This is a genomic window from Acetobacterium sp., from assembly GCF_030652775.1.
GTDB lineage: Bacteria > Bacillota > Clostridia > Eubacteriales > Eubacteriaceae > Acetobacterium.
Map to the genome: position 1 here is coordinate 1 of NZ_JAUSPS010000078.1, position 11,703 is coordinate 11,703.

The following is an 11,703-nucleotide window of genomic DNA, read 5'->3' on the forward strand; positions in this document are numbered from 1 at the left end:
CTGCAGTATTTTGGAACGCCCGATCGCATTTTTACGTCATCGGAAGAGGAATTACGATCTATCGGTGTGATTGGACCAATTTTAGCACAGTCTATACAGAAAGCTCATTCATTGGATGGAGCTTTTTCAATTTTAGATGAGCTGCAACAAAAAGAAATAAAAATACTGGTTTATGATGATCTGCTTTATCCCAGTACGGCCAAAGCAGTGCCTGGATGTCACATACCCTAAAGAACACCGGGAATTGCAGGCTGAGATTGTGGAAAAAGGAGCGGTGATTTCGGAGTATTTACCAAAGATGAAGGCCAGACCGGAACATTTCCCACGCAGAAATCTTCTGATTGGCAGCTGGAGTGAAAAAATTCTGGTTGTTGAAGCCGCACAGAAAAGCGGCGCACTTATTACTGCGCAATACGCCAAAATGCAAGGGCACGAGGTTCTGGTACCACCCCATGAGCTTTATCGTTCAAACGTGGCAGTGCTACTCTCTGAGGGCAAGAAAAGAACTAATGTTTTCCGGGCAAAGATTGTAGGAAGTGGCACCATTATTTCAAATAACGCTTTAGTTCTTGATAGAAGTTTTCACGTGTCCCGGCCATGATTATGACAATGATATTACCATTTTCTAATTGAGATATGTGGTAGGCGAGTTCATAGTTTGTCCGGTTTGTGATACAGATCAAGGCAATAAAGCCCTTTTAAGTCACCGGTTTTAGCTTCTCCAATTCTTCGATAATTTTTTCTATCGCAGGTCGAACCTGATGCGTAATTTTTTTAAATTCAGAAAGTAACTTTTCACCAGAATAACCTTGCCCATGTAGGATTGCTACGAAGAATACTTTACAGATGGAGCGGATTACGCCACTGAGAAGTATTTTTTACAAAATTGAGAAACCGTGGCCCAGGATGGCTGTCCAGTTGCTTTTCTGAAACAAAAAACGCACAACGGTAACCCGATGTGTTTCTTCTGATATAACGTAAAAAGCAAGGTAACCGTTTACAATGACAAAATGGATTCCCCATGAAGCTAAAACCGGATCATCCACTCGCTTAAATTTATTAGGAAAGTCAGCAAGGGAGTTGATCAGTGCTTCAGTTTCGTCTAGTAGGTCATCGGCAGCGTTGGGATTTTTGAGAACGAATTCGATATGGTCTGAGGCTCTTAAAATATCTCGTTCAGCGGCAGCTGTGATGGATACTTCATAGATCATCTGTTAGCGTTTGCTCCGGATGGAAGAGATTGCCTCAGAGAAGATACGGGTATTGCTATTTGCAATATCATCCATTCCTTCTTTTATTAGTCCATATAATTCAAAGCGGCTGTTCATTTCCTCGTAGGCTTCAATGCTCATTACGGCAAGATCGCCTTTTCCGTTTTTGGTAATGAAAACGGGTTCTGAATAATTATGACAGAATTTTGAGATTTCATTGTAATTGTTTCGTAGTTCAGCACTGGATTTGATTGTGGGCATGATAAACACCTCCTTATATAACAAAATTATACACGTATTTTGTTATATGGTCAAGTAATTCCTTGCCCAACTCCGAGGGTGGCGGTGCCACTCTCTTAACATGTATTAAATCTCATAAAAACAAAGGATCAAATTTCATCCATCCGTTGCAAACAGCCAATTAGGTGCTTGCTTTAATAAATCTCACTTCGATGACCCACGTCAAGGATAATGATATTTATCTTATTATCTTCGATTAAAGCAAGGATGCGATAATCACCAATGCGATATCGCCATTTTCCTTTGTGATTAGCAGTTAATGGTTTTCCATGCAACCTGGGATCATTGCAACCTTCAAGGTTCTTTTCAATCCAGCCAATTAATAAGGATGATTGATAGCGATCCATTTTCGTTAACTTTTTAAGAGCAATGTCAGAAAACTCAACTTCGAACATATTACAAGCCTAATTCTTTCTTTACGTCATCAAGTGAATAGGTCTTTTTCATATTAGCTAAAGCCTCATCAAAGTGCTTTAAATCAATTTCATCCTCAATTTTTTCGATCACGGATGTTCTGATTAAATCAGAAACAGATAAGCAATGCATTTTTGCGTAGTTTCTAACCAGTAAATCTTCTTTTTCAGAAAGACGAATTGAAATTGTGCTCATTTGTATCACCTCCGAATAAATTCCTTAATGTAATACATTGTAATGCAAATGCATGTGTTTGTCAAGGTTTAGGTTTTAGGTTTTGTGTGTTATGGCTACGTATTGTACGTATTGTATTAGCGCCAGACACCAATAGGAATTCATATAAGTTTAATAAACGAAATACTGAATATAATAAATATTGAATACTGCGATCATTATATTGCGCATAAAGAAGCAAAGAGGTATAATAGAAACCATATAGTGCAAACATTAAATATTTAGAAGTATCGATTAAAAAATTGAATAACGGCAAAATTGCTGAAAAGTAATGACGCAAAGCTATAGGGACTTAACCAAATGGAAAGCCAGCCAGTTGCATTTTACAGGTATGGTTTACATATCTGTTTTCTTTGTTTAGAAATAAGTAGCTTTATAATTTATCACGTTCAACATGAATACAATGATCAGATGAACAACTTTATAGTTATTAAATTAATACAAAATATGATGGGTCTGCTCGCTTTTTCGTTAATATCCAAGGTTTTTGAGCGCAATTTTTATAAATGATTAAGGGAGATTTAGATGGGATATTTGTTTTTGTTATATTGTTTTGTATTGCTAATTTTAGTTGCTATGATCTTTGCGATAAATAAGTTATCAGGCGGTTGGCAAAGTGGAGGAACTCGGTTTTTAAGCGCGGTACTAATTGCAGCGATTGGTTTTATAACCGTGGTCTTTTTGTGGATCTTAGTAGTTGTGTCATAAAAAGGTGAAACGAAGTTTTGGAAATAAACAAATTATAGAATAAGAGGTAAGACGTTTGAAATGTCCGAGATGTGGTGGAGACAATTGTCAGTATGTGGATAAAACTGTACAGACGAATAGTATATCTAAAGCGTGCTGTGGTTGGGTAATTTGTGGCCCGATTGGCGCACTGATTATGGGTATAAATGGTGGTGTCAGTGAAAAACAATACTGGGTTTGTGGTGGTTGTGGGAACAAGTTTACCTCAACAAAGGGTATGGCATCAGATTTAAGAAGAAGTCAGGCTGAAGCATCTGATTATGAAGAACAGCAAAAACGGGTAGAAGCTGAGAGAAAGAAACTGGAAGAGATAAACAGTCGGAATATTCCGTATAAGTACAGTCTTGATTTGGGAGAAGCTGTTAATGAGTATGAAGAACAGCTTCTGAATCATATTGACAATCTACGTGGTGATATTGAGTATCAGTATCAGGAACGTGTTATTATGGGTGAAAACTCACAGGCTTACCGTAAGACAAATGGGATGATGTATAAGGTAGCGGGGATTACCGCATCATTAAAGCCGAATGAAAATATCATTTATTGTTTGGCTTATGATGAAAACTTCAATAGTGGGATTGTAATGACAAACTTGGTATTGTATTTGTCGGATGAGCGAGTTGCATTAAGTAATGTGATGTTCGTAACAGAGTATGGTGTATACACCAATACAGGGTATACGGACTTTGAGCAGGCCTTAGATCATGATCTGGTTAAATTGATGCGATATGTATGTTGTGCTGATCGATTATTGAAAGATGAAGATAATGGTGCAGTGTTGAAATTAGAAACCTCAAAAATCAGTACAGGGGTTGACCGAAAAGTAACACAAGAGGGGTATTATATTAAAGATTATACCCTTGTTTGTGGCGATGAGACCGTTAACTTAGGTATTGACAGTGATAATCTTGTTAGTCATAAAGGGTTTATTTATTATAAAAAACCACTTAAAAGTGCTATAACGGGGGCGTTTAAGCCGAAGGATTTACTGGATGGTATGTCACAGGTCACATCTGCAATCAAACAAAAGACTGGATTAGGAATTGACTATCAGATAATGCAGGTTAAAGGTAGTACAACGGAGTCTTTTGGAATAAATATTACTTGTGTAAAAGACTTTCAAATATGGGGAGATCGGGTTATTATCCGTAAGAGCAGTAAAGATTTCACGCGTAACAATCTTGTGATGACAGATCTTAACAACCCATATGAGTTGGATGTGTTAGTACCTTCAATCGTAACAGCATATATTGTGACAGAGAAAGGGTTGTTCTATTGCACCAAGATAGGTAAAGGATTATCTAAGTATGCATTATATCACACTACTGTGTTGGGTGGAGCTGCGGATATGTATTGTGAATTAGAATATCCGATTAGTAATCTTAAATGGGATGGTGAATATTTCTATACCGAGGTAAAAGGTTATCTGTATCGATTTAACAAACATTCAGGGATGGAACAAATTATCACTCAGGTAGTAAATTATGATGTGACGGAAGAGGTGGTATATTTCTCAACAGAGAATGGAGTATTTTCTATCAAAGAAGGAGAAAGACCGGTCTTCTTATACCCGTTAAGAGGTATTGATGATTTGTATGTCTATAACAATAACTTATATATGTACAATCAGGGTGAGTTGACAGTACAGCGTACAGATGGACGATATGAAGTGTATGAGATGCTTTAAGTTCTGGATTTGGACGATGAAGTTGGGACATCTATTAGGGTGTCATCAGCTTGGGTCGAGAAGCTTTTTTATAAAAGGTTACCAGTTTCCAGTATGTGCAAGATGTACAGGGATCTATTTAGGGTTGATATTAGGGGTGTTTTTCAAAATATCTCTTTTATTCAGTCTATTGTCTATAATACCTTTGTTATTAGATGGACTCACACAGTTGCTTACTAAATACCAGTCAAATAACATTAAACGAATAGGGACAGGGTTATTATTCGGTATAGGGTTTGCAAATCTGTTTCTAATATTATTGAAGGAGGCTTTTTAATGGCAGGAAATAATGATGAATGGTTTACAGGGAGTGGTGGAAGTCAACAGGTTAATAGTTGGAAACCGAAGAATAGCGGGAGTAAACAAGATACACAAAATGGGGGTGAAGCGGAAGGTAAAAATTTAAAAGATTGGCAACAGGAGAGAAATGCACAGATTATTAGGAAAGTAATCCTTGCGGTTCTTGTTGCTGCTACTTTAATTACACTTATTGGCGTTTATCAGTACAATCAGCCGGAAAATATTGCAAGACGAATTATTAAACCTTTATTTGAAGACAGAGCAATGACAATTATTAAAACTGATGTGACGATAGATATTGTTGAGAATACAGAAACACAGTTATTGAATGTTATGGATGATAACTTTTTAAGCTTTTTATTCAGTGCGAGTGACGTAAATGAAGAGACAGAAAAGTTGACTTATGCTAAGAATGTGCTTCTAGTCGGGGAGTTTATTGATAACTACAATGCAGGTGGAAAGTATTCGGCTGAGGAGGCCTTGTATTTTGTTAAGTTGGTAGAGGATTTGGGGTCTTCTGAATATGTAACGACAACTTATCAGGAAGATATTCAAAGTATTAGGGATCATGAAGCCTATGTTTGCAAGTATATTGTAGAGACGCATATCAATACAATGACTGTTGCTAAGGCAATTGCGTACCTTGAGAGTAACTGGGATTTGTTTGATGAGTTTGCATCAGAAGAGGTTATAAAAGAGTATGATGAGGCATTGAACGCTTTAAAAGAAATAAATAGTCAAAATAAAATAACGATAGGTTCATCAAATTCATCAAATTCAATAAGTTCATCAAGTTCGTCTGCTAGTGATATCGCTTCTGCATTTGTTAACACTGTACTGGATTTTAACTGGTAGGTGTTGAGTTAAAATCATAAAGTAAAAACTATGGTGAGTGGTGCCACGCTCTAAAAAGGTTTTGGTGCCATCTCGCTCTAAACGTTTTGTGCCTGACATTAAGAGCAAAGCTTTGTAACAATAGTCTGTTTAGACTATTGTTACAAAGCTTTTTTAATTATCAAAAATCAACATCCAGAGATAATTTATGTAAAAAAACAAAAAAATGAAAATAGTTTTGGCACACAATATGCCACACGTTGTTTTGTCTGATTTACTATGCTAAGATTCAATAAATCATTTACTTCAGGAAAAAAGACATAAATTCTAAACAAATTGCAGTAAAGGAGGCTATGCCGCTTAAATTAGTTGACCAACGAGTTAACGTTAATTAATCACTCAATGTTTGAAATGTGAAAGGAAAATTATGAAAAAAGCGATGAAAGAGAAATTCAAACGGATCAAAGTTGGGTTGCTGTTTTTAATTATGATGGCCGCCATTTGTTTTTCCACGAGTGTGTTTGCTGCAAACGAGGTGGTGGATAAAACGGCAACAACGGAAATTGGCGTGGCCTACCGGGGTCATGTCCAGAACCAGGGGAATATGCCAAAACCAGAGGGAAGTTTGGTAGCTGGGCCTGAAGCGCTGGGAACCAGAGGTCAGAGTCTCCGGGTTGAGGGCTTCTGGATCAAACTCACCGGCAATGTGCCGGAGGGGGCCAACATTGTTTATGAAGTCCATGTTCAGAATGAAGGCTGGATGACACCAGTCAAAAACGGTAACTTTGCCGGAACAGCCGGTAAAAGCCAACGGGTGGAATCCATAAAAATCAATCTCGAAAATATGCCAGGTTACGATGTTTACTATCGAGGTCATGTTCAGAATGTGGGCGATACTCCGATGGTTGATGGCGAATGGGGCTGGAAGAAAAACGGCGAAGAACTGGGAACCACTGGTTCAAGTCAGCGGCTTGAGGAACTCCAGGTTAAAATTGTCAAACAGCCTGACACGACCATAACCTATGATAAAGCGGGTACCTATGGGCCAAAGACTGGTGTTGAAACGACTGAAAACGATGTCGTCATTAATACGCCGGATGTGGTGTTGCAGAATCTTCATATTAAGGGTAATCTGACCATCGGCGAAGGCGTTGGCGAAGGGGATGTGACGTTAAACAATATTACCGTTGATGGCGAAACCTATATCCGCGGCGGCGGTAAAAACAGTATCCACATCAACGGTGGCGATTACAATAAGATTACCATCCAGCAGACGTCCAGCGGCCAGGTGCGGATCGTGGCAACCAATGCCGAAGGGCTGGAAGTTGTGGTTTCTGAAGCTGCCAAGGGCGAAGATATTATCCTCGAAGGCGCCTTTGAGAATGTCCAGATTGATGCTCCGGATGTCAAGATTTCCACCCAGGGCGACACCACCATCAAAGAAATGGTTGTCGGTAAAAGTTCAACGGGATCAGAAATTACCCTGGATAAAAAGACAACCGTTAATAAGATCGATTTAAATACAAGCGTTGACATGAAAGGTGAAGGAACCATTGAAAAGGCTAATGTCAATTCGGATGATGTTACCTTTGAACAGAAACCGGTCGAAGAGACAATCGCACCGGAGGTTAAGGTACCACCGGTTGTGACACCGCCGACACCGGTAAAACCGGATCCGAAGCCGACGCCATCGGGTCCTTCAGCAGAAGATCTGAAGGTGGCGGAGTTTAATAATGCTAAAAACAACGTTGCGATGGTGGATCTATTATGGAAAAATGGATTAGGCCTTGATCTGACAGGTTTTGAAGAATTAGATTATATTGGGGAGTGTATTGTGGTTCAGACGCTCCTCGACAAGAATGGTTTTGCAAATAAAGCAGTAATTCAGGCGGCAGTTACTGAAGGGATCAAGCTTGCACAAAATGATGTGCAGGCAAATGCATATATGGAAGCATTGCGTTCCTATACACCAGAACTCAGGGCTGAAGGTAATACCTGGACGGTCACTTATCCGGATCAGTTGACAGCGATTCAAAAAAGTCTTTTAAGTGGATTGTATGCAGATTTGGCAATCTTAGTCGATACGCCGCTAGCGGATGGTGAAGTTTTGGAATTAACGGTTGACGGTATTACAAAACAAGTAACAAATAGAGACTTCAACGGAAAAGAAATTTTGTTGTCTAAACTACTGGGCAATAAATTGGAAAATGATGATCAAGTTCAAAATCAGAAGTCGACATTTACGATTACCGTCAAAGATATCAGCACAAAAACTGAACGATATATTTCGGTATGCCCCTGCACCAGTAAAAATGGGGAGACGTATTTCAAGAATTTTACCAATGCATATGCAATTAAATTACGGCCTTTCTGGTTAGAAGCCTATTCTGATTTAATTACGGTAGATTACGAAAATTCTGAATTTGGATTCAATTATGCGGGAGATCTGACCGTGGCACAAAAACAGGCTATGGACGGTTATTATGCCGACACGGTTATTCGTCTTGGACACCCATTGGCAGCAGGCGAATCAATCAAAATTACAGGGTTGGGAAAAGAGGCGACCTTGACCAGCAGTACGGTTATGGAGAATGAAGATAAAACCGAGATTCGCCTTTCGACACTGATGAAGGTTGTTTTGAATTCAGCCAATCTGGCAGTCAACCCGCAGAGTAGTCACAAGATAGCGTTTAAAGAGCCCAAAGTAGATTCAGCTAATTATATCTGGGCCGAGGCTGTTCTGATCAGGGGAAATGCTGAAATAATCAATACTGGAAAGATGTATGGCATGTCTATTTACCCAACCTGGCAGGATGAGTATAAGGACTCGGTTTCGGTATCAACTGAAAATTCGCAAATAGTTGTGAGTTATAAAGGAAAATTATCTCCATCAACAGTAACGAGTTTAGCAAATTGTCAAGCAGATGTGATATTCAATCTGAGCCGTGAACTTGAAGCAGATGAAACGATTACCGTCTCAGCGCTTGATAATACGAAAACACTGACGAAAACACTGACGAAAGGGATGATAAAAGGAACAGAGATCAGACTATCAGATCTGCTGGGCGTCACCCGGGATGCGGCTACAAAGTTGGGTGATGATGTGATTGCGTTTTCGACTGATGATTTGAATCGCAATATCCAAATATATGCAAATCCAGTTCTTATCAAAGATAATGAGGATGTATATCTCAATAATGGAACAAGCCTGTCACTGTATCAAGCGAGTTTTAAAGCCTACAGTGATAGCCTTGAATTGAGTTCGAAGGATAATAAATTCTTGGTAAATTATAAGGGTGGCTTATCGCCTGATGTACAGGCAAAATTGGCTGGCTACTATGCCGATGCCGTGATTTATCTGGACCGAGCGCTAGAAGAAGGTGAAACGGTGACGGTCAAGGCTTTTAACAATGATGATGTTGTCATCTCCAACAAATCACCAGCTGAAGACAGCGGAATGCGAAGCTACCTGCTATCAAAACTGTTGAACATTGAGTTGGGAGATGCTAACCTGGCAGTAAAACAGCAGGGTTCATTTGAGATTGCCGTAATGGCAAATACCCTTGAAAAACAGCTAAATGTATCAGCGACGGCAATTCTTGTCAAAGACGGTGATGTTGAATATCTGGGTAACGATACCGGAATGTCAATCAACCCACCAGGTTTTGATGCTTATGAAAATTCAGTTGAAATCCTTCCAGATAACAATCAAGGTTTTACAATAACCCATAAGGGTGGATTGTCGAATGAAAATAGTGAAAATTTGGCAGGCCTCTATGGCGATACCATGATTTCGTTTGATCGGCCATTAGAAGTTGGCGAAACAATCAAGGTGAGCGCTTATGGAGCGGTAAAGGATATTACAAGTAACGCTTTTAATAAATGGGCAGATAACAGAATTGGATTGACAGATTTGTTGGGAGTTTCTGCCAATAAAGCACCGCTGGCTACAGAGCAAGGGGAAGACATTAAAATAAGTCTTTCAGTAGTAAATCTCAATGCGCCTATTGGTGTTGCAGCCTGGAATGGCTTGGTCAAGGGTGATGGCACCTGGGTATACCGTGCTAATACTGGGATTGGATTTAGCATTTCGCCATGGTTTTTCGATGCGTACCAAAACAATATCTCCTTAGTGTCAGATGGAGATAAAATTTCAGTTGATTATTTGGACAAATTGACAAATAACGAAAAATTAGCGTTAAATGATTTTTATTCTGATACAATGATTTGTCTGAGTCGGCCTTTGGCTGACGATGAAAAAGTGACCATCAATGCTTTTGGGGTGTCTGTGCCTGTTGACAGCACGATGGTAACAGATAATAATAGTACCCAAATCAGATTATCAGATTTACTGAAAACGACCCTGGGTGTGAACCAATTAGCCAGAAATCAAACCGGGGGATTTGAAATAAAGGTAACTGATCAGAACCTGAAAACAAATTTATCAATCACGGCGGAAGCGTTGCTGGTTAAGGGGGATGCGTATTATTACCTGAATAAATTAGGCAGTATTACGCTTGAAAGTACAAATGAAAAGGTGCAAAATGGTCCATTTGTCGGGGATGCGACGGTTGTTCTAAAAGATGGTAGAGAACAAAAACTGGATGGCTCGACGGGGATTGTCTTCCTGGAACGCTACGATATTGTTGATTATCTCATTTTTGAGATGGTTAACAATCAAAACGAAAACTCTCTGTCGGCTCCGCAAACAGTGATACTGGGCGAAAATCCGGTTTTAAAAATCAGCGTTGATGACGTATTGTGTGAATATGGGAATATTTCGTATGTCGATGAAACACATACAAAGATTAAAATCACACCTTCTTCAGAGGCAATGGCGACACTGGATAAGCTTGGATACTTTGCATTTAATGTTCCGGAAGGGACAATCACCGATGAGGCTGGTAATCCGGTCAGAAGTATGGTAGGTAATTACATAAGTGGCACCTTAAATTCACCGTTATTGAAGGTTACCGATTCGACAAAACCTTTTGTTATAGGAATTGAAGCAACCGTGGATGGAAATCCTGTTAATGCAAACAAAAACGAAACAACCGGCGCATATGAACTGGAGGTGAAACAAAATTCAGTTACCAGTGAAATTCGGGTTAAAATGAACGAACCTGTCACTGTCAGTAATGGTGCCAAGATTCTTATTCCCGGTACCGAAACAGCGTATGGTGATATTAAAACGGATCAAAATGACAGTACCATCGTTGTGATTACGCCGGCCAGTACTGGAATCGGTACAGCTGGAAAATTGGGTTTAACGACATTTGCGATTCCCGAAAATCTGGTGTGTGATCTGGTCGACAATGATAGTAGCAATATCCTGTTACCGTCATCTATTAATTTTACTGGCGGTGGACTGGGAAATGAAGCAACGTCATTTAACCTCAATGTCCTGGCGCCAGATACTGAAAAGCCAACGATGACGGCATTGACAGCGGTACTAAATAACAACCCAGCCACCAAAGTTAAAGCGACAGGGAACCCGTTGACATTGGCTTTAAACAAAGATTCGCTGACCATTCAAATTGTAGTTGATTTAAATGAAAATGTCACATTTAAGAATGGCGCAATATCTGATGAAGGGGCAGTGGTGACAATGTCTGGTGCGGGAATTCAAGAAGGAACCATATACGGCAAGATCTACCGGGAAGGTTCTATTGAGAATCAGTTAATTATTGAGCCAAATGGAACGAATGGTATAGCCGGTTTAACGGGTACTTTCACATTTAAAGTAGCCGCTGATACCATTTTTGATAGTTCAAACAATGGCAACGCAGAGACAAGTTTTATATTAGAAGTAGTTGATCCAGTAGTTTAAGGAAATGGTGAACACTTCTAGCGACCTGCATTATTAGTGAGCAGCGAGTAACAAACGATAAGGGGTTGGTTTATCTGTATAAAACAGAAAACCGACCCTTTTCATTT

Annotated in this window: 11 protein-coding genes and 1 riboswitch; of the genes, 6 read left to right on the forward strand and 5 right to left on the reverse strand. The window is 39.4% G+C overall.

Annotation, left to right across the window (positions count from 1 at the left end):
* Positions 1–231 (forward strand): hypothetical protein (locus tag Q7J41_RS14430; protein ID WP_304889140.1); only part of this gene is annotated, 231 nt, incomplete at its 5' end.
* Between the two features lie 28 nt (positions 232–259).
* Positions 260–601, forward strand: a complete 342-nt coding sequence (locus tag Q7J41_RS14435) for a DNA-processing protein DprA (RefSeq protein WP_304889141.1) — start codon at positions 260–262, stop codon at positions 599–601.
* On the opposite strand, the gene Q7J41_RS17815 is transcribed toward Q7J41_RS14435, so the two are convergent.
* The 5 genes from Q7J41_RS17815 to relB all read right to left on the reverse strand — a co-directional run bounded on the left by Q7J41_RS17815 (position 546) and on the right by relB (position 2,120).
* Positions 546–683 carry a type II toxin-antitoxin system RelE/ParE family toxin gene (locus Q7J41_RS17815; protein WP_370651020.1) on the reverse strand — a complete coding sequence of 46 codons (138 nt, stop codon included), beginning with the start codon at positions 681–683 and terminating at the stop codon, positions 546–548. The genes Q7J41_RS14435 and Q7J41_RS17815 overlap by 56 nt on opposite strands.
* 195 nt (positions 684–878) lie before the next feature.
* On the reverse strand, positions 879–1,211 hold the full coding sequence (locus tag Q7J41_RS14445) for a type II toxin-antitoxin system RelE/ParE family toxin (RefSeq protein WP_304889142.1): 333 nt from the start codon (positions 1,209–1,211) through the stop codon (positions 879–881).
* 3 nt (positions 1,212–1,214) lie between these two features.
* On the reverse strand, positions 1,215–1,472 hold the full coding sequence (locus Q7J41_RS14450; protein WP_304889143.1) for a type II toxin-antitoxin system Phd/YefM family antitoxin: 258 nt from the start codon (positions 1,470–1,472) through the stop codon (positions 1,215–1,217).
* Between the two features lie 173 nt (positions 1,473–1,645).
* Positions 1,646–1,906, reverse strand: coding sequence for a type II toxin-antitoxin system RelE/ParE family toxin (locus tag Q7J41_RS14455; RefSeq protein ID WP_304889144.1), 261 nt, complete (start codon positions 1,904–1,906; stop codon positions 1,646–1,648).
* Position 1,907: 1 nt separating this feature from the next.
* The gene (relB, locus tag Q7J41_RS14460; RefSeq protein ID WP_304889145.1) at positions 1,908–2,120 is read right to left on the reverse strand and encodes a type II toxin-antitoxin system RelB family antitoxin; all 213 of its coding nucleotides are present in this window, start codon (positions 2,118–2,120) and stop codon (positions 1,908–1,910) included.
* A gap of 280 nt (positions 2,121–2,400) precedes the next feature.
* Positions 2,401–2,483, forward strand: a riboswitch (cyclic di-GMP riboswitch).
* A 478-nt stretch (positions 2,484–2,961) separates the two neighbouring features.
* Here relB and Q7J41_RS14465 point away from each other — a divergent pair.
* From Q7J41_RS14465 to Q7J41_RS14480, 4 genes are all read left to right on the forward strand, one after another.
* Positions 2,962–4,593, forward strand: a complete 1,632-nt coding sequence (locus tag Q7J41_RS14465; RefSeq protein WP_304889146.1) for a hypothetical protein — start codon at positions 2,962–2,964, stop codon at positions 4,591–4,593.
* A 16-nt stretch (positions 4,594–4,609) separates the two neighbouring features.
* A complete protein-coding gene (locus tag Q7J41_RS14470) occupies positions 4,610–4,909 on the forward strand; it encodes a DUF2085 domain-containing protein (RefSeq protein ID WP_304889147.1) in 300 nt (99 codons plus the stop codon).
* Entirely contained in the window at positions 4,909–5,787 is an 879-nt protein-coding gene (locus Q7J41_RS14475; protein ID WP_304889148.1) for a hypothetical protein, read from the forward strand. Before Q7J41_RS14470 ends, Q7J41_RS14475 begins: the two co-directional genes overlap by 1 nt.
* A gap of 406 nt (positions 5,788–6,193) precedes the next feature.
* On the forward strand, positions 6,194–11,596 hold the full coding sequence (locus tag Q7J41_RS14480; protein ID WP_304889149.1) for a hypothetical protein: 5,403 nt from the start codon (positions 6,194–6,196) through the stop codon (positions 11,594–11,596).
* The last annotated feature ends 107 nt before the right edge of the window (positions 11,597–11,703 follow it).

What these genes read in the sequence shown, in the direction of transcription:
- Q7J41_RS14445 (WP_304889142.1), bottom strand. Translation starts at nt 1,211, where the DNA reads ATGATCTATGAAGTATCCATCACAGCTGCCGCTGAACGAGATATTTTA.
- Q7J41_RS14450 (WP_304889143.1), bottom strand. Translation starts at nt 1,472, where the DNA reads ATGCCCACAATCAAATCCAGTGCTGAACTACGAAACAATTACAATGAA.
- Q7J41_RS14455 (WP_304889144.1), bottom strand. Translation starts at nt 1,906, where the DNA reads ATGTTCGAAGTTGAGTTTTCTGACATTGCTCTTAAAAAGTTAACGAAA.
- relB (WP_304889145.1), bottom strand. Translation starts at nt 2,120, where the DNA reads ATGAGCACAATTTCAATTCGTCTTTCTGAAAAAGAAGATTTACTGGTT.
- Q7J41_RS14470 (WP_304889147.1), top strand. Translation starts at nt 4,610, where the DNA reads ATGAAGTTGGGACATCTATTAGGGTGTCATCAGCTTGGGTCGAGAAGC.
- Q7J41_RS14475 (WP_304889148.1), top strand. Translation starts at nt 4,909, where the DNA reads ATGGCAGGAAATAATGATGAATGGTTTACAGGGAGTGGTGGAAGTCAA.
- Q7J41_RS14480 (WP_304889149.1), top strand. Translation starts at nt 6,194, where the DNA reads ATGAAAAAAGCGATGAAAGAGAAATTCAAACGGATCAAAGTTGGGTTG.